This window comes from Bifidobacterium stellenboschense (assembly GCF_000741785.1).
GTDB lineage: Bacteria > Actinomycetota > Actinomycetes > Actinomycetales > Bifidobacteriaceae > Bifidobacterium > Bifidobacterium stellenboschense.
In genome coordinates this window covers 18,768-38,333 of record NZ_JGZP01000005.1, presented here as the reverse complement: position 1 = coordinate 38,333, position 19,566 = coordinate 18,768, and the positions used below count along the sequence as shown (strand labels likewise).

The following is a 19,566-nucleotide window of genomic DNA, read 5'->3' as shown; positions in this document are numbered from 1 at the left end:
GCTCACTGGCCGGTCGTGCCCTGCTGGGTCGTGGTTCCGGTCGTGCCTTGCTGCGTGGTCGTGCCGGCGGTTCCCTGCTGGGTGGTCGTGCCGGTCGTGCCCGAACCCGTGCCGCTGTACGTGGTGGTGCTTCCGCCCGTGTACTTCGCGCTCGGGTTGCCGTAGCTGTTGTCGATCGGGATGCCGGCCGTGTCGACGTAGGTCTGCATGAACTGCTTCCACGCCGGCTCGGCGATGTACATGCCGTACCAGGTCGGGCGGTACACGCCGTTGATCGTCTTGTAGTTGAACGACTGCGGCGATTCCGCGTTGCCGACGGCCACGAACGTCGCCACCTGCGGGATGAAGCCGCCGGTGAGCATGTAGGTGTCCTCGTTCGTACCGGTCTTCGCGAAGGTCTTGCGGCCGCCGCTCAGCTGCGCGTCCACGGCGTTGCCGCCGGAGCGGACGACGCCCTGGTTGATCGCGTAGGCGGTGGTCTCCGCGATCTCCGGGTCGATGGCCTGATGGCAGTTCGCGGACGGCACCTTGTAGTTCTTGCCGGAACGGTCGGTCATCTTGGTGATGGCGATCGGGGTGCATTCCACGCCCTTGGCGGCGATGGTCGCGTACACGTTCGCCATGGTGAGCGGCGAGGCCTGCACGGTGCCGATCACCATCGGCGGCTGGAAGGAGTTGGAGTCGTAGACGTCCTCATGGCCCTGGATCGAGTTGTGGTAGCCGACCTGCTTGGCGGCGTCCGCGATCGCGCACAGGCCGATCTGCTGGGTCATCGAGGCCTGCGTGGTGTTGTGCGAGAGCACGAGGCCCTGCAGCGGGCTTTCGTTCGAGGTGCCGCCGCCGGAGTTCTGGACGTTCCACGTGCCGGCGAACGCGTAGCCGTTGCAGCTGAAGCTCGCCGTGTTGTACGCGGTGGAGGTGCGCAGGTACTGGTTGATGGACTTGCCCTTCTGCATCCACGCGATCAGGTTGATCGGCTTCCATGTGGAGCCCGGCTGGAAGCCCCAACCGCCGCCGTCCTGCTCGTCGACCGCGTAGTTGACGGCCGTTCGGGTCGAATCGGTCTTCGCCAGATCGGTGGCGTCGTAGGTACGGTTGATGCCGAAGCCGAGCACCTCGCCGGTGCCGGGGCGGATCGAGGCGATCGCGATCTCGAAGCCGGTCGGATCGTTCGGTGGGACGGTGTCGCGCGCCGTCTGCATCGCGATGTTGTTCGCGTTCACGTCCATCGTGGTGACGATCGACAGGCCGCCCTCCTTGAGCAGCTTGTTGCGCTCCTCCTCGGTCTTGCCGAACTCCTGGTTCTTGAGGATCTGGCGGGTCACGTAGTCGCAGAAGAACGCGGCGTCGCCGGCCACCTGGCATCCGGATTCGATGGACTGCACGTTGAGCGTGTCCTTGAGCGGCGTCTTGGCGGCCTCGTCATGCTGCTTCTGGGTGATGTACCCCTCCTGCAGCATCAGGTCGAGCACGATGTTGCGCTGCTTCTGGGACTCCTTGATGTTCTCCTCGCTGGTCGGATCGTACTTGGCGGGGTTCTTCGTGATGGCGGCGATGGTCGCGGCCTGCACGACGTTCAGATCCTTGGCGGACACGTTGAAGTAGCGCTTCGCGGCGCTCTCCACGCCGTAGAGGTTGTGGTTGCCGAACTGGGCGATGTTGAGATAGCCCTGCAGGATCTCGAGCTTCGAGTACTGCTTCTCCATCTGCACGGCGATGAGCATCTCGCGCACCTTGCGCGCGACGGTCTGCTCGGAGGCGTGGTATTCGGCGATCGGGTCGTCGTCCTCGCGGGCCTGCATGGCGAGCACGTTCTTCACGTACTGCTGGGTGAGGGTCGAACCGCCCTGCGTATCGCCCTTCTTCACGAACGTCTGGAAGAAGGCGCGCATGACGCCCTGCACGTCGACGCCGTGATGCTTGAAGAATCGACGGTCCTCACGCGCGACCACGGCCTGCTGCATGACCTTCGAGATGTTCTTGAGCGGCACGACGGTACGGTTGTCGGCGTAGAACTCGGCGATCTTCGTCGTGCCGTCGGAGGCGTACATGACGGACTTCTGCGGCAGCGAGGTCACGTCGAAATCGACGCCCTCGACCTTCAGCGACGGCACCACGGCCTTGGCCACCGAGTTCGCGGCGAACACGGCGGGGGAAACCAGCGTGGCCACCACCACGCCACCGCCGACGCACAGCATGATATAGGCCAACAGCAAAGTGAGCACACGTCGAACGGTAAGGGACTTCTTTTTCGGCATGCGCCCCATTCTAAGTGGGTGGGTCTACCGGAGCCGTTTCCGTGCCGGAGTGTGTGCAATCGTTCACAAGAACCGCACTCCCTGAACGTCTCCCGCAAACACGGTGAACGCCCCGCCTCCGCCGGGGTGCCCCATACCCGCCCCCGCCGGCGGGGGCTGTCGGCGAAGCCGACTGGGGGTGGTCGCCGCCCACGCCCCTCAGCGGCGGGACCTGCGAATGAGCATGCCCGGCTGGTAGATGATGATCGACCGCCCCTCGCGCGCGATCCACCCGCGGTTCGCGAAGTCCATCAGCGCCTTGTTCACGGTCTCGCGGCTGGAGCCGACGAGCTGCGCCATCTCCTCCTGCGTGAGGTCATGCGGCACCTTGAGCCCTTCCTCGACCGGCTCGCCGAAGCGGGATGCGAGGTTGATCAGGGTCTTGGCGAGACGTGCGGGCACGTCCATGAACACAAGGTCGGAGATGTGCTCGTTGTTGGAGCGCATGCGCCCGGCCATCACCTGCAGCATGTCGATGGCGACGCGCGGATGCTGGTCGAGCCAGTGGAACAGCGCGTCATGTTCCAGCCAGACGACGCGCGTGCCGTGGTTCATCGCCAGCGCGGACGCGGTGCGCGGGCCGCCGGTCGGATCGAACACGGGAATCTCGCCGAGCACCTCCCCCGGCGCGTGGATGGACAGCAGCTGGATGCGATGGTCGTTCGATTCGCGCACGAGCTTGACGCGCCCGTGCTCCAGCAGGTACATGCGATGATCGGTGCCGCCCTGCTCGAAGATGGCCTCGCCCTTGTCGTACACGGCCTGATTGAGATGGGGGATCAGCTCCTCCGCCTGCTCCGGCGACACCTGCTTGAACAGCGCGGTGTGCAGGAGCACGTTCTCCTCTTCGGGCATCGCGTTCGGCTTTTCCGCCAACTCACATCACCATCCCATCGTCACGTCGCCGTATTCCACCGTCGGTCCGCGGACATCCTCGACCATCGTCCGCAACATTGTACCGCACGCCCGCCGGAGCCGCCGTGAACGTACCGTAAGCGTTCACATGCGCGCGGGCGGCGGTCGCGCATGCGCGTCCCGCGTGCGGCGCCGCCGTCACGCGCGGGACGCCTGCGCGCGGCAGTACGCGAGCAGGTGCGCGACGACCTCGGCGCGCGTCATGCCGGTCTGGCTGCGGAGCGGGTCGACGCGCTTCACCGCCGACTTGACCGCCTTGTCGCTCGTCTTCTCGCCGCTCACGTTCAGCACGCGCGTCATCTTCACCGCGTCGATGTCGTACGCCATCGTCACGTGGTGCAGGACCGCGCCGGGCGCGACCGCTCCCCCGCGCGCGTGCGGCGCGGGGAAGCGGCGTTGCGCCGCGCCGCCGATCTTGCCGTATTGCGACGCGATGTCGTTGAGACCGGCGAACCGCACGTCGAGTCCCAGCCCACGCAGCGCCTCGACGAGCCAGCGGTCGCACAGACGATACGATGATGCGACGTCGATGCCGGCGACGAAATCGAGCGGAGTATATAAGGAGTAGGTGATCGTGTTGCCGGGTTCGATGAACATCGCGCCGCCGCCCGTGCACCGACGCACCACGGTGATACCCTCGGCGCGCGCAACGCTCTCGTGGACCTCGTCGGGGATGGATTGGAACCTGCCGACGACCACGCACGGCGCGCTCCACTCCCAGATGCGCAGGGTCGGCGGGCGTGTGCCGGCCGCGACCTCGCGCGCCCATCGCTCGTCGATCGCCATCTGCTCGTCCGGGGTGCGCGGCCGGTCGTGGACGATGGCGAGCCGCGGCCAGAGGGAGGCCCAGCGGGAGGCGAAGTCGGGGGTGGAGGGTGCGGCGGGTGTCGTGACGGATGGGACCACCCCCACCCGCTGCGCGGGAGCCCCCGCCAGCGGGGGCGAGGTGAGGGAGGACGCGGCGGACGCAACGGATGACGGGGGCCGGGTGAGGGCACGGGTGTAGGCGATGGCGATGGCGGTGGCGTCGGTGCCGACGAGACAGGCGTGCGGGTGACGTGCGATCGCCTCGCAGATCGTGGTCTCGACCGTTGTGGAATCATCGCCCGAACCGCATCCGCGAATCGGCCCCGCGTCGGTTCCCGTCGTGGAATCCTGCGAGTCGGCATCGGCCGTGGCGGAATCCGCGGCGATGGCGGCGAGGGCGCGTTCGATGTCGCGTAAGAGGGCGTCGGCGTGTTCGTCGGAGTCGGCGTCGACGAAGAAGTCGCCGTCGACGCGCACGCGTGACGCCACCGCGCCGCCCGCCGTGGCGAAGGCCGACGCTCCCGTCGGCGCATCCCCCGGCTCCACGGTCACGGCGACGAGTTTGCCGCCCGGCGTCTTGCATTCCCCGCGCACCATGTGCTCCATATCCATGCCGCCACCATAGCAAAAGGCCCTCGACTGGACGCCGAGGGCCTTTCGGAACGCGTCACATGCGGGCGAGGATGTCCTTGCCGACCTGATCGGTGGTGCGGACGGTGGAGCCGAGCTCCTCGATGTCCGCCTCGACGGCCTTGTGGATCTTCTGCGCGGCCTCGTCGAAGCCGAGATGTTCGAGCAGCATGGCGGCGGAGAGGATCGCGGCGGTCGGGTTGGCCTTGTTCTGGCCGGCGATGTCCGGAGCGGAGCCGTGGATCGGCTCGAACATGGACGGGTATTCGTCGGAGGCGTTGATGCAGCCGGAGGCGGAGTAGCCCACGCCGCCCACGACGGCGCCGGCCTCGTCGGTGAGGATGTCGCCGAAGAGGTTGTCGGTGAGGATCACGTCGAACTTCGACGGGTCGGACACGAGGAAGATCGTGGCCGCGTCGATGTGCGAGTAGTCGTGCGTGACCTCCGGGTACTCCTCGCCGACCTTGTCGACGATGCGCTGCCACATGTCGCCCGCGTTGACGAGCACGTTCTTCTTGTGGACGAGCGTGATGTGCTTGCGGCGCTTCATGGCGAGCTTGAACGCGTAGCGCACGACGCGCTCCACGCCGTACGCGGTGTTGATGGACACCTCGGTGGCGACCTCGTTCGGGGTGTTGCGGCGGACCGCTCCGCCGGCGCCGCAGTACAGGCCCTCGGTGCCTTCGCGCACGACGACGAAGTCGATATCGCCGGGGTTCGCGAGCGGCGAGGTGACGCCCTTGTACAGCTTGGACGGGCGCAGGTTCACGTACTGGTCCAGATCGAAGCGGAGCTTCAGCAGCAGGCCACGCTCCAAGATGCCGGCCTTGATGCGCGGGTCGCCGACGGCGCCGAGCAGAATCGCGTCGGTCTTCTTGATGCGCTCCTCCTCGTCCTCGGGCAGGATGGAGCCGTCCCTGAGGTAGCGCTCGGCGCCCAGATCGAAGGGCTCGTATTCGAATTCGGCCACGCCTTCGGCCGCCTTCTCAAGCGCCTTCTGCGCCCACGGGGTCACTTCCTTGCCGATGCCATCGCCGGGGATCACGGCGATCGTGTACTTCTTCGTTGCGGTGTTTTCGCTCATGGCACGAGACGTTACTCGTGGCCGCGCGGCACCCACGGCGGCCGTTCATCAAATGGACACGATTCCGGACAGGAAGAGGACGGAACGGGATGGAGCATAATGCGGATGGGCGGGCGCAAGGCGGGAATATGACGCCACGGCAACGGCATGGTTGCGGGCGGATGACGGTCACGTGACGCGTAAACCACATCAGTGCGATACTAGACAACTTCATCCGAAATTGACGCATAACGCAACCATGTCAATCCTTGGAAGGCCCCGATGCCGGTGATAGGCTGGAACCAACCTCCCAGCGGTTGGAACGCCATCATCGTCCGATGGCGCGTAGGAGGAGAATGAAAGGAACGCATATGAGCGACCCCAACGCCAACGGCGGCTCAAGCCCAACGGACAACGGACAGGTCCCCTTCGACCAGCCACAGGCATCGGACACCCCAGCCTACGGCCAGCCGTACGGACAGCCACAACCATACGATCAGCAGCCCACGCAGGCCATGCCCGCGCCGTGGCAGGCGCCGGGAGCCGGACAATCCCCGGCATCCGCCGGACAATCGGCAGGCCCCGACCTCTCCCAGCAGCCGACCCCGCAGGCGCCGCAGTATGGAGCGCCCGCCCCGGAGTTCCAGCCAGCGGCCCCCGCCTATCAGGGCGGCCCTGTTCCGGGAGCCCCGGCACCCGCATACCCCGGTGCGCCCGCGCCCGACGGGGCAGCCCCCGCGTATCCCGCCGGCCCCGCCCCGGCCTATCCGGGCGGTCCGGTTCCGGGGGCGCCCGGAGCTCCCGCGTTCCCCGGCGCGCCCGCACCGAAGAAGAAGGGCCTGTCGAAGGGCGCGCTGATCGGCATCATCGCCGGCGCGATCGCCGCGGTGCTGGTCATCGTGCTCGTCGTCGTGTTCGTCGTCGTCAAGCCGGGCTCGCTCAAGGCCGACGATTATCTCGACGGCCAGACCCAGACCACCAAGATGTACACGAAGTACAGCAACGTCAATTCGAAGATGTCGAAGGCCATGTCCACCACGTACGACAACAAGTCCACGTTCGACAAGGCCGACGCCTCGAAGATCAAGCAGTACATCAAGGACTACGAGCAGGCGAACAAGGAGTTCACCGACCTCAAGGTGTACAAGCACGACGACAAGGTCAAGGAGGCGTACGACAAGTACGAGAAGAAGGCGCAGAAGTTCGTCACGTTCTCGACCAACATGGCCGACACGGCCGTCGCGATGAGCGCCGTCACCAAGGCGTGCGACGCCACCCCGACCGCGTCCTACTCCGACGACGACTACTACAGCGAATACAACAACTACATCAAGGGCTGCACCTCGGCGCTCGGTGACCTCGGCGATTCGAAGATCAAGCCGATCGCCGAATACGCCACCACGATGAAGGACTACCTGACCAAGCTGGGCGACATCATGAAGCAGATGGAGGCGCTCGGCAGCACCGACTCCATCTTCTCCGATAACGGCAAATACCAGCAGTTCAGCGACCTGACGGATCAGTTGTACGCGCTGGAGAGCCCGTACAACGCCTCCTCCGACCTCAACGACGGACTGACCGATCTTGAGAAGGAAGCCAACCCGTCCGAGGAGCTCAACGATCTGACCGATCTTCTCCAAGACGGCTTCAACGACAAGATGTAGCCGTCCGCTGCGGCCCTGATGCCCCCGCTGGATGGGACAGTCCTGTGGACTGTCCCATAGCAGTGCGCACCGCGCACGTCGCACATAACGTCGGGGGCTGTCGGCGAAGCCGACTGGGGGTGGTCAATCCACAAAAGGAATGGGGCGCATCCAACCGGATGCGCCCCATTCCTTATTCTCCGGCCGCGTCCCGCATCATCCGGCGTCCTCCGCATCATCCGGCGCGGACTGCCCCGGCTCCTGGCCGAGCGTCACCGTATAGACGTCACCGTTGTCGCCGGACTGTCGGAACAGCATCCACGTCATGTGCGTGTGGTCGGGCGCATCATCATCCGCAGCATACGGCAGCTCGTCATACGATCCGACGGCCTTCCCCTTCCGGTTCACGGTGATCTGCTCATCCGTGGTCTTCACGTAGATCTCGCCGGTCAGATAGTTGATGCCTTGGAACCCGCCGTCGCTGAGCAGCAGACGGTTCCACCGGTCCTTGTCGAGCACTTCGCTGGCCTTGAGGTCGCCGTCGACGAGGAACACGCGTTTGGCGTTATTGCCGCCCTGATCGTAGTTCTGCTGCACGTACACGGTGCCGTCCGCGAACTGGTCCAGATGCAGATCGACGTCCTCGTCCACGCCGACGATCGACGCCACCGATGTCGCGGCGCCGGTCGCGTCCACCATCCAGTCGTCGAACAGCCAGTGGTCGTCGCCGACGCGGCGGATCCGGTCGACGCCGCACCCGTACTCGCTGCCGCAATACGTATCCGGCACGTCGACGAGCTTCTTGTCGCCGTCGATCGCATACAGGTGATACGTCTTGGATTTCGGCCCCTGCTCCGCGACCGCGTACGTGTCGTACACGCCGATGCCGTCCACCTCGAACTCGGTCATGTCGATCGACTGGTATCCACCGCTGTCGCTGACGACCTCGCCCTTGTCCTGGAAGGTCTGCAGGGTCGTGGCCTCGCTCTTGCCGCGGGTCAGCGCCATGATCTGCGCGTGGTCGATGTCCCGGCTGCTCTCGCCATCGTTCACCGTGAACTTCTCCGTCGTGCGCCACGTCTTCTGCACCGCGACACGCGTATCGGACTGCCCGATCACCGCATACCGGTAGTCCTGATCGCGGTCGATGAGATTATCCTCCTCGGTCTTCAGATCGATGCGCTTGCCGAGCGTGCCCTTCTCGACGTTCACCTCGTGCGCGTACAGGTGCACGGTCTCGGGCGTGGTGCCGACGGCCTTCGTCTTGACCGCGTAGATCACGAACACGGCCGGATCGTCGCCGTAGGTGGCGGCGACGGTCGGTGCGGCCTCCTCCTTCTCGCCGGATTTCAGCATGGAGACGTGGATCACCTTGGATTTCTCCAACGCGGGCGTCCACAGTCCGAACGAGTATTCGCCCTCGTCACCGGACTGACTGCCGTTCGACGAGGTCTCCCCGTCGGTGGCGTAGCCGTCGTCGGCGCAGCTCACCATCGCGGATACCAGCGCGCCGCCGCTCCAATCCCATTTGTCGCGGGTGCCGTCGGAACCGCACCGGAAGTCGGTCATCGAGACCTCGCTGACCTTCGGCTTGGTCGGTTTGGTCTCGGTCTTCTTCTTCGGCGTCGCCGCGCCGCTATCCTTCTTCGGTTGCGTTTCCGACTGCTCGGGTGACGCCTGCTGTGCAGTATTCTGTGTGTGCTTCCAGTAGAGGAATCCGCCGACCGCCGCCGCAATCAGCACCACGACCACTGCGATCACGATGACGAGTACGCGCCGCTTCGGCTTCTTCCCGCCGCCATCGGGGGTGCCCGACGCCCCCGTCGCATTCGCTCCGGCACCGCCCGGCACAGGCGGGGGTTGCGGGGCGGAAGACTGAGACATGCCCGGCTGCGGTATGGCAGGGCGCGATACACCCGGCTGTGGAGGATTCGGCCATTCCGACCGCACCGGCTGTGGGACGGCAGGTTGCGGAACAACCGGTTGCGGCACCGACGGCTGCGGGATACCGGGCTGCGGCACCCCTGCTCCCACGCTCCCCGCGACGGGCGGCACCGCGCCGCCGCTCGTTCCCGGGGCAGCCACCGGCGCACCGCATCGCATACAGAACATCGTACCGTCGGGAATCATGCTCCCGCATTGCGCGCATCGTCCCATCGTCCCGTTCCTTCCGCTCGGACCACCTTGTCTTCTCTCTCATTGTATGCGCCCGCGGAGGGAATCACCGGCTTCCTCACCGGCAAGCCCCAAGCTTCGCCTTCGCCAATCGGCCAATGCACATGATGTCTCACTTCACTCCGCCGTACTTGATGGGAGACATGTGTCAACCATCCGCTGAGACTAGGCAATGGTAATGGGCGAAGGGCACTGCGCCCCGCCGGCGGAGGCGTCGGCGAAGGCAACCGGGGTGGGCGAAGCGAACGAGAAACCATCGAAAGACCATGGTGCATGGTTTGAGCGGTGTTGTGTATGGTTCAGGCGGTGTTGTGTATGGTTCGGATACCATTGTGCAGGATTTCACGAGCAATGTGTAGCCCATACGCACGAACCTGTACGGCATGCCCGTGAAGGACGCTCCCGCGCCCGGTGGATGGCCTCATCAAAAGCCCGGAATTCCGCCAAATTCCACAGCCGCTCTCCCCTGGTTTCAGCGGTTCTTCACGACCATACCCCACAGGTACGCCCCGAATTCATGCACGTTCGCCCCCGAACCATACACAAACAACTCAGAACCATGCACAAACGGGCATGAGCCGTCGGCCGGCGAATGACCGACACGAGCCTCGGGGATGCCCGGCTGCCCGCACCTCACACCAATCTTCCGAATCTACAGCGCGCGGATGATGAACGTGTCGTCGGCGAGCGCGAAATCCTCGCCGCTGGACAGGTATTCGGTGCCGCCGGATGCCATTTCACGGCCGCGCACGGAGGTGCCGTTCGCGGAATCGTTGTCGGTGATGGCGAACCGGCCGTCGTCCATCACTTCGATGGTGGCATGGACGCGGCTCACGTTCGTATTGCCGCCCATGTGCAGGTCGGCGGTCTTGGAGCGTCCGATAGTGGCTTTGCGCGCGATCGCACCGGTCGCGGTGAGGGTGCGCCCGTCGCGCAGTCGCGTCACTTCGAAGCCGTCGTGTTCGGTCGCGCCGAACAGGCTGGTTTCGCCTTCGCTGTCGTCACCGTCGGTGCGGGGCGTGGCAGCCGGGTTGGTGCGGATGACCGGCTTGTATGCGGGTGTGGGACGCGGTTTGTCGCCGTTGAGCATGGCGGAGAAGTCGCGTGCGGGACGGCGTTCCGGTTGCGGTTCGGGCGATTTCGCCGGCATGGTCGGCGCGGTCTTGGGCATCGGCGTGGATTGCGGTGCGGGTTGCGTCGGCATGGCCGGATTCGTCGGACGCGTTGCGGCCGGCATGGCCGGCTGAACCGGCTTGACGGGTCTGCCAGTGGATTCGCCCGACGCGGGCCGTGCTTGGCTTCCGGCGGGTGCCGCCGTGGGCGATGCCGGCTGTGCCGCGACATTCTGCGCCGCATCGGGTGCGGCCGTGTGGCGCGGCAGCACCGAGGCGACGGTCTCGTCGGCTTGCGTTTCGCCGCCGTGGCGCGGCAGCGTGGATGCGACGGTTTCGTCGGAGACGACCGGTTGCGGCGTGGGACGGGGACCGAACGATTCGGTCGGACCGGTGGCACCGGTGTACGAGCCGGTGCCGGTGTACGAGAACCCGGAACCTGTGAACCCGGAGCCCGTGCCGCCGGTCATGTCGGCGACGCCGCGCAGTTGCTGCAACGGTGATTGTGCGGAGGTCCCCGAACCGCCGAATGTGGGCCGCGAGGAGAATCGGGATGGCGCGGTGGCGTCGCCGACGACGGTCGCCCCGAACGGATCGTTATCGACCGCGGGGCGTGTGCCGCCGGCGACGGTCGGCGAGGCGGCCTGCGTGGGCGAGGACGCCTGGGTGAACGACGGCTGTGCGGCGCCATGCGCGGGTGCGATCAGTCCCATCGAGGTGAGGAATCCGTTGAGCAGGGCGGCGGAGACGGTGGGGTTCTGCGCGAGGAATCCGCCCAATGCCTGTTGCAGTCCGATGCCGTTCGGGGATTGCAGCCGCACGCGGCGGGAGTCGGCGAGGAACGTGAGCAGGGCGTGGATGGTGTTCTTGCGTCCGGCGTCCGCGCCGAACAGGGGGACGAGCGCGAACCGCACGCCGCCGTCGGGACCGACGAACACGTGTTTCGGCTCCCACAGGACGCATACGACGGCGATGCCCTGCGATTCGCACTCCCCCAATACCGCGGCGGCGGACAGCAACGCGCCCATGTATATGGTGTCGTTCATGCCGGAACGCGCCACGTCGGCGAGCGGGACCGAACCGGTCACGTCGTAGTAGCAGAGTGTTTCACGGTCGTTGGCCTCGTAGCGGAAGGCGAGCATCGCCATCCGGCCCATGCCCAGCCATTGGGCGTGCGCATAGTCGAGTTCCTCCCCGCGCGTGGCCGTCACCGTCAACGTCTGCGAACCGGCCTGCCGATTTTTCACGATCCTGACCTTCATGGCTCCAGACTACGCCCATCCCAGCATGTTTTCAGGTTTCTTCCGCATCACGCACACGTGACGAGCGGCAACGCGCGATGCCGCGCGGATGTACGGCACATGGCACCGCAGCAATGCAAAACACATGCGCACAAAATGCCAAGAAGCAAGCGGAGGCGTGCGCCCGTGCGCCACACCATGCCCCACCGGGAACCGTGTGGAGCGGGAATGCTCCACACAAACGCCGAGTCGGCGATCTCGCCCGTCGTGTGGATGGGTTTCCGCGCCACACACACGCCGAACCGCAACCATCGCGTATCGTGTGGAGCGGAATCGCACCACACAAGCTCCGCATGGCACGGCACCGCTCCACACTCCAATCCATCAACGGTTGAGTGGAGCACATCCGCCCCCATCGGCGATGATTCCAGTTCAGTGCAAGCCCCGCATACAGTCAAATCGACGCCCCGCACGCGAGTATGCTGTTGACCTATGTCCGGATGACGCGGTCCGGTCGTCCTGTCACTCATGCGATGGAAGGATGAGATCGATGTTGTTCATTCGGTATGTGTTGGTGGGGCGTCTTGAGGATGGGTCGCAGGTGTTCTGGGACACGCGGGAGAAGACGCCGGTCAAACGCGAGCTGGATCTCGGCGGCGATTCCGGCTGGGCGCGGGCCGGCGCCGCTGCCGGCGGAGCGGCCGCCGCGGCCCTTGCCGATCTTCCGACTGGCAAGTCGCTTGTTGAGCACGTTGCGCAACGTCAGCGGATTGGATGCGGCGCGAGTGCCCGCACCAGTCGAGCCACCAATCCTTCGGACGCGGTCTCGCCGATGGTCTCCCAATGCCGCGCCTTGGCGATGCGACGGAATTCGGTGAGCATGACGGTCTTGCCGAATCCGCGCTGGCCCGTCACCAGCATGATGCGACCCGGCGCGCCCACGCCGTTCTCCAACGCCTCCGAGAAATCATCGATCGTCGACTGACGCCCGATGAGCACCGGCGGCATTTTCCCGGCCGTCGGTTTGAACGGATTCATCACGATGGTCCTGTCCTTCCGCCCTAGCCGGACATGCACACGTCACAGGCGGCCCGCACCTTGAACAACACGAACCAATGGAACCTGACGCACACCATATACCACGATTGCGTACCATATACCACGATTGCGTACCAAGTCACACCATTTTGCACCATCGCACACCATCGCCGCATACGGCAACGCCGCGCACAGCGGCGGCACAACCATCAGCACAACGCACACGTCATCGCAACGCGCGGATGACGAACTCGTCGCCGGCGAGCGCGAACGTCTCCCCGTCGGACAGGTAATCGGTGCCGCCGTGCGGCAGCAGGTGGCCGCGCACGTAGGTGCCGTTGACGGAATTGTGGTCGGTGACGGCGAACCGTCCATCGCCCATGGCCGTGATGGTGGCGTGGATGCGGCTCACTCGCCCGTTGCCTTCCACGCACAGATCGGCTTCGCGCGAACGTCCGATGGTCGCGCGTCCCGCGAGCGTTCCGGAGGCGGTCAGCATCTGCCCGTCGCGGATTCTCGTCACTTCGAATCCCGCGGATGACGGTGACGTCGCATACCGTGCGGGAGGCGGCGGCGCGACGGGCATCGGCACGGACGCCGGCACAGGGACCGGACCACGCATCGGCGGCGCACCTGCCGCCGACTGCGTGTTGCGTGTGGGCAGTGGCGGTGCCGCGGACGGGCGCGCCGTCCACGGGGAGACGGCTGCCGGCGGCGCAGATGCCGGCGGCGCTACGGGAACGAACGCCGAGGCGCCGCTCACGTTGTCCATGACCAGTTGGCCGACGCTTCTGCCGCGGTTCACGTCTTCGACGGACGCGGTTCCCGCGAGCAGCGCCACCGGGTCGAGCACCGCGCCACGCTGCATGTTGATGGATCGCGCCACGGTGCTGGTGTGTTCGGTGATCGTCGCTTCGGCTCCCGCCATGGCGGCGAGCACGGGGAACAGCATGTCGAGGAACGAACGGTATTCCACCGCGGAGAACACGGTGTTGCGTTGACGATAGTCGAAGACACTTTCCTGGAGACGTCGATCCTCGGCGGACAGGAATCGGATGTTCTTCGCCCGTCCCATTTCGGACAGCAACGTGCCCGGCCCGTCCGACAGCACGGGCAATCCCGTCGCGGGGACGATCACGTACTGCACCTGCCCGGTGTCGCATGACACGTAGACCATCTTCGGTTTCCATTGCACGCAGCCGACGGGGATGCCTTGTGCGGTGCATGCGTCCGTCACGTCGGCCAGCGAGTACAGCATCCTGCCGTACTGGTCGGGTACGAGTTCGGTGCGGAAATACGATTTGAGCGTCACGCACCCGGTGATGTCGTAGTAGAAGAGCACGGCCTTGTCGGTGCTTTCGTACTTGAACGGCAGCAGGCAGGGAACCGTGGAGGCGCGCAGCCATTCGGCCATCGCATAGTTCAGCGTCTCGCTTCTGGTCAGACGGATGACCAGCGTGCGCGCCCCCGTTCTGCGATCCTTGGTCGTCCGCTTTCTCATGGCCTCTCCGCTCCGATTCCCGCCGTCCACCGTGATGAACGATTCCATCGTACCCGGTTCGGCGCACGGCGGCCGTCAGGCGGTCAGGTATGGGTCCGCTCCTTGTTTCCGTGTCATTTAATTGCATACCAATAACCGTCTTTCTCAAGTCGATGATCACACCCGTAATTCTTTCCGGTGGTTCCGTTCATCAGCGGATACCGGCGCGAAGACGAGGAACCGGGCACGGCGCCGATCAGGCCAGCGCGACCAGGGCGCCGTCGTAGATCAGCCCCTGGGCCTCAAGCGAAGCGAACGTCTCACGCGGATTGAAGTCCTGCCCCGCCAATCCGTCACCTGACCTGATCATCAGATCAGCCTCGCCGTCGGCCTCGTAGAACGCCGGCGCACGCGATGCGAGAATACTGGACATCAGCGAGACCGCCTGGTCGACGGTCATCTCGCGGGGTACGCGGAACTCGTACTCCTCGCCGGTCGCCGGCAGCAATACGTTCAACAGCATCTTCCTCGCCATCATCGTTCCCCTTCCCGGACCGGCTGCAGCAGCCGCACCGGCGTGACGGTGCCGCGCACCATCGCGAACCCGTCCGACGGAGCCGTCTTCCCACGGTATTCCGGCCGGACCGAACCGTAACGGAACACGTTCTGTTCGACGAAGCCGGAACCGACCCAGACACCGGCCGGATTCGCGGTGACGACCTTGTACCACGGATCGTAGATGCTGCCCATGCGCCACGCCTCGCTGCACAGCACCAGCGTCGTGGACTTCTTGAACTCCTCCTGCGCGATCCACGCCTTCAACGCCTTGCCGCTCGCATCCGGCAGCTTGGTGAACAGCGTGACGAACGAGGGGACGACCAGTATCCCCATCTCGAGTTCGCCGGACGTCACGGCGTCGACCAGCGACGCGATGTCGTCCATCTCGGTGAGCACGCGTTCGCCGGACGGCACCAGACCATCCTGATCGAGCACGACGTACTCCGCGTCGGCGGCGGCCAGCGTCTCCACGAGTCCGGCGAGATACGCCGACAACGCGTCCACATCCGACGAGGCGACCAGCACGGACGGCGAGCGCACGCCGTCGATCAGGAACGGCGCCACCTCGTTCCTGTCGTAGCCGACGGGGATGCCGGATCGTCCGATCCCGCCGGCTTCGATCTGCGGGCGCAGCATGACGGCGTCGACCCGTTCGGGCAGCACGGGGATCGGGGCCGCGGCGGCGCCATGCCAGTCCGCGTGCGCGCGTTCCGCGAGGATGCGCGCGCGTTCGGCTTCGTTCTCCCCTTCCGCCGCGATGGAGGCGCCTTGGAACTCGTGGAGTTCCTTGCCTTCCTGCACGAGTCCGCGTTCGTACTGCTTCGGCGGGAGGATGCCGTGCAGGCTGCCGAACACGGTCGCGTAGTCGTCCTCGTTGCTCAACGTCGTGACGATGGTGCGGGAGAAGTTGGAACGCAACCGCAGTCGCGCCTGCATGGGCGAGGCGGCGGTGACGAGCATGTGGACGCCGTACCGCGCCCCCTCACGGGAGATGGCGTTCAGACGGTCCTCGAAGTCCGGGTACAGCTCGTAGAACGACGCCACGTTGGTGAGGATGAGGAGGATGCGCGGATCGGCGCGGCGCCCGCGGCGCAACGCGTCGGCGCGATACGAGTCGAATCCGCCGCCGGTCGTCGCGTAGGCCTTGCGACGCGTTTCGATGCGTTGTTCGATGAGTTTGATGAGGTTCGTGGTGCGTTCCTGGTCGCCGGAGACGACCACGCCTCCCACATGCGGGTCCGCGGAGAACGACGCGAGTGCGCCGGCGCCCAGATCGAGCGCGTACACGTTGAGCTCGTCCGGCGTATAGTCCTCGAACATGGAGGCGAGCATCGTCGCCACCAGCGATTCGGTGCCGGCGGTCTGCGCGCCGAGCATCAGCACGTTGCCGTCGGCGGCGAAGTCCACGACGAGCGGATGCTGGTCCTGCCGCTGCGGGTCGTCGACCATGCCGGCGAGCGCGGTGAGTCCGTCCGCATCCGCCCGATACCCGTATTTCGCGCGGATGGATGCGAGGTCGAGATGGCCGGGCAACGGTTCGAGCCATAACGGTTCGGCATGGCGTCCCAGCGAATCCGCCACCATGCAGATCTGCGCGAGCACGGCGTTGAGTTCGGACACGTTCGTCGCCGTGGAGGCGACGGCGGGACGCAGCGTCGCCAACGCGTCGCCCGTGTTGTCGATGAGCACGGCGGCGTCGTCCTGTTTCGGCTCGTAGTGGTCCGCGGGCGCGTATTTGGTTCCCGTGTAGGCGCTCTGCCCGCAGGCGAACAGCTCGTTGTATCCGACGAGCAGGTAGAAGCGGCCCGGATCCTTGAGTTCGGCGGCGTCGGCGCGTTTGATCATCTCGTTGGAGTCGCTTTTGTCGGCGACTTTGAGCGACACCTTGAACCGGGAGTTGCTCCAGATCTGGTCGTTGACCACGCCGGACGGCTTCTGGGTGGCGAGGATCAGATGCACGCCGAGGGATCGTCCGATACGCGCGGCGGAGATCAGCTCGTCCATGAAGTCGGGTTCCTGCTGTTTGAGTTCGGCGAACTCGTCGGCCACGATGAACAGGTGCGGCATCGGATCGGCGAGCACGCCCTGACGGTAGTAGGAGAGGTACTTGTAGATGTCCATCGTGGGTTCGCCGGTGATGTCGCGCGCCTCGTTGAACTTCGCCTGCCGCCGTTTCAGCTCGCTTTGGATGGAGACGAGCGAACGGTTGATGCCGGCGCCGTCCAGGTTCGTGATGGTGCCGGACAGGTGCGGCAGACGGTACCGGTCGTTGTCGAACGCGCCGGCAAGGCCGCCGCCCTTGTAGTCGATGAGCACGAACGCCACTTCGTCGGGCGCATAGTTCAACGCCATGGACAGCACGTAGGTGATGATGAACTCGGATTTGCCGGAGCCGGTCATGCCGGCGATCAGACCGTGCGGGCCGTGATAGTTCTCGTGCAGGTTGAGCATGAACTCCTCGCCCTGCTCGTCCAGTCCGACGGGCGCCTTCAACGTGCGCGAGGCGTCGCCCTGCTCCCAACGGCGGCCGATGTTGAGCTGGTCGACGTTGCCGACCTTGAGCATCTCCAGGAATCCGAGCCGTTGCGGCAGCGACGACGTGCCGGACGTCTCGTTCTCGATTCTCACGCAGGAGAGGTTGTCGGCGAACCGTCCGGCGCGCGCCGCGTCCACGTAGGAGTCCGGGACGAAGGTCTGCAACGTGCCGTTGACGTCGTCGCGCCGGAACATGCGCCCCTTCTTGCCTTCGCCGTCGAGTTCGACGACCTTGGAGCATTCCCGCGGCAGGTCGCGCAGCTCCTCGCCGAGGAACACGAGCGAGAATCCTTTGTTGGAGCGGGATTCGAGCAGCGCGGAGATCACCGAGGATTTGTCGGCGAGCTTCTTGTCGGCGCATACGACCACATAGTAGGTGCCGTAGTCGGCGAGATCCTGCGCCGACTGTTTCAGACGCGCCTCGACCACCGGGCCGAGCACGCGGTCCACATGGTTGAGGTCCTCGATGGTGGTGGCGAGGAACCGCATGCCGCGCTGGTCGTCGAACATGTGCGGCAGACGGCGTACGAACCCCCATTCCTTCTCGTCGCGGCCGTCGCCGACGAACACGAGTTTGACGTCCTCGTAGCTGTACAGTCCGCACACCTGGACGATGAGCCCGCGGATGAACGCCCACAGCACGGACCGCTCCCCCACCACGCCGGACACGAAATCCGCGGCGATGTTCAACGCCAACGGCACGTCATGGATGATCGGCGGCTTGGACGCCAGCGATCTCACCTTGTCGAGCAGGGCGTCGCTGTCCATCGTGAAGCCGGTGCGCGGATAGGTGATGTCGGCGGCGAGCGGCTCGTCGCCGATGCCGACGCGCAGATCGAGGAAATCGGAATGCAGCAGGCTGCGGTTCATCATCTCGTCGGACATGCGCGCCACATTGTGCCGGATCGTGCTCACGGCGATGCGGTTCTCCCTGAGGATCTCGCCCTGCGCCTCACATTCGCGGATGAACGACGCCTCCATGCGGTTGAGATAGTCGCCGTAGGCGGCCTGCCGCATCCGCTCCTCCTTGACGTCGCGGCGCTTCGCATACCATTTGTTGACGAACGGCCAGATCATCATGCCGCCGAGCATGGAGACGGACATGGCGATCGTGGGCATCACCGACATCGGATCGGCCCCCTGCTGCAGCCGGGAGACGGCGGTCAACACCATGAACAGCGACGCGAATCCCATGAGGAACGAGGGGCCGAGCTGCATGATCACCGGCGTCTCGTCGGGCTTCTTGCGTGCGGGCGGCGCGTCCACCGTGAACTTGCGCCGACGAATCGAATGCATGAGTCGCGGAGACGGGTAGAAGTAGCGTTCCGTCCCGGTCATGGCGGGCGGTTTCGGAGAGGAGTCGCGGAACGCGCGATGCCCGAGCTCCCGCAACGCATCCGACTGGCGGACGGAGACGCCGAACGGACGGTTCATGGAGACGAACCTGAATCCGACCATGATGCGCAGGTCGAGAATCTGCACGATGTCGCCCACACAGAGACGCAGCGGCGTATGCGAGGCGACCACCGCGTCATTGACGAACACGGTGCCGGTCGCACCGAGATTCTCCAGGATGAACGAATCCTCGTGGAGCGTGAGCCGCGCGACCTCGCCGGAGACGAGCATCGAATCATAGAAGATGCCGGACCGTCCGCTCCGTCCGATGATCACGGAGGCGGGACGGACGAACCCGATCTTGCGGTATCGGCGAAATCCCGGCGTGGAGGGACGCACGTACACACGGTACGAGGATGGCGTTCCCCGGGTTCCGACGCCATCGGAGGATCGCCCGGGCAGGCCGGCGACCGTCATCATGCAGGCGCGGCCGTCCGCCGGGACGACCACCGACTGCACGCGCCGCGAATCCGGCCCGATCAGCGAATGGCCGCGGGAGGCGTGTACGCTCAGCCCGCTCTCCTCGGACAGCACCTGCGCCACGGGGCGCGCGTCGGCGGCGGCATCCGGGTCGACCAGTTCGATCATCCCATGGGCGTTCGCGTCGATGGCCATCGTATGGGAGCGACGCCGCCCCATGATCGTCAAAACGTATGTGCTGGACTCGCCCATGCGCG

At 65.6% G+C, this 19,566-nt stretch carries 10 protein-coding genes and 2 pseudogenes; 1 reads left to right on the top strand and 11 read right to left on the bottom strand.

The genetic code is table 11. The features are described 5' to 3' along the window. Positions 1-2: 2 nt before the first annotated feature. The 4 genes from BSTEL_RS02275 to BSTEL_RS02260 form a co-directional block, all read right to left on the bottom strand. Positions 3-2,267, bottom strand: a complete 2,265-nt coding sequence (locus BSTEL_RS02275; protein WP_051922779.1) for a transglycosylase domain-containing protein — start codon at positions 2,265-2,267, stop codon at positions 3-5. A 189-nt stretch (positions 2,268-2,456) separates the two neighbouring features. Further along, positions 2,457-3,152 (bottom strand): Crp/Fnr family transcriptional regulator, encoded by a 696-nt coding sequence (locus BSTEL_RS02270; protein WP_034526722.1) that lies wholly within the window; start codon positions 3,150-3,152, stop codon positions 2,457-2,459. A 198-nt stretch (positions 3,153-3,350) separates the two neighbouring features. Then, positions 3,351-4,631, bottom strand: a complete 1,281-nt coding sequence (locus BSTEL_RS02265; protein WP_084686058.1) for a lipoate--protein ligase family protein — start codon at positions 4,629-4,631, stop codon at positions 3,351-3,353. A 55-nt stretch (positions 4,632-4,686) separates the two neighbouring features. Beyond that, positions 4,687-5,733 carry a 3-isopropylmalate dehydrogenase gene (locus BSTEL_RS02260; RefSeq protein WP_034526650.1) on the bottom strand — a complete coding sequence of 349 codons (1,047 nt, stop codon included), beginning with the start codon at positions 5,731-5,733 and terminating at the stop codon, positions 4,687-4,689. A 350-nt stretch (positions 5,734-6,083) separates the two neighbouring features. On the opposite strand from BSTEL_RS02260, the gene BSTEL_RS02255 reads away from it, so the two are divergent. After that, on the top strand, positions 6,084-7,376 hold the full coding sequence (locus BSTEL_RS02255) for a hypothetical protein (protein ID WP_034526648.1): 1,293 nt from the start codon (positions 6,084-6,086) through the stop codon (positions 7,374-7,376). Positions 7,377-7,571: 195 nt separating this feature from the next. On the opposite strand, the gene BSTEL_RS02250 is transcribed toward BSTEL_RS02255, so the two are convergent. The 7 genes and pseudogenes from BSTEL_RS02250 to essC all read right to left on the bottom strand — a co-directional run bounded on the left by BSTEL_RS02250 (position 7,572) and on the right by essC (position 19,528). After that, complete coding sequence (locus tag BSTEL_RS02250) at positions 7,572-9,116, bottom strand: zinc ribbon domain-containing protein (RefSeq protein ID WP_238567605.1); 1,545 nt, start codon at positions 9,114-9,116, stop codon at positions 7,572-7,574. 327 nt (positions 9,117-9,443) lie between these two features. After that, positions 9,444-9,512, bottom strand: a pseudogene (locus BSTEL_RS12975) (zinc-ribbon domain-containing protein); the annotation flags it as partial. A 670-nt stretch (positions 9,513-10,182) separates the two neighbouring features. Beyond that, positions 10,183-11,904, bottom strand: coding sequence for an FHA domain-containing protein (locus tag BSTEL_RS02245; protein WP_034526646.1), 1,722 nt, complete (start codon positions 11,902-11,904; stop codon positions 10,183-10,185). 762 nt (positions 11,905-12,666) lie between these two features. Then, positions 12,667-12,921 (bottom strand): annotated as a pseudogene (locus tag BSTEL_RS02240) (ATP-binding protein); the annotation flags it as partial. Positions 12,922-13,147: 226 nt separating this feature from the next. Beyond that, positions 13,148-14,422, bottom strand: coding sequence for an FHA domain-containing protein (locus tag BSTEL_RS02235; protein WP_162178970.1), 1,275 nt, complete (start codon positions 14,420-14,422; stop codon positions 13,148-13,150). 235 nt (positions 14,423-14,657) lie between these two features. Further along, complete coding sequence (locus tag BSTEL_RS02230) at positions 14,658-14,939, bottom strand: hypothetical protein (protein ID WP_238567604.1); 282 nt, start codon at positions 14,937-14,939, stop codon at positions 14,658-14,660. Continuing rightward, entirely contained in the window at positions 14,936-19,528 is a 4,593-nt protein-coding gene (gene essC, locus BSTEL_RS02225) for a type VII secretion protein EssC (protein WP_162178969.1), read from the bottom strand. Before essC ends, BSTEL_RS02230 begins: the two co-directional genes overlap by 4 nt. Positions 19,529-19,566 lie beyond the last annotated feature (38 nt).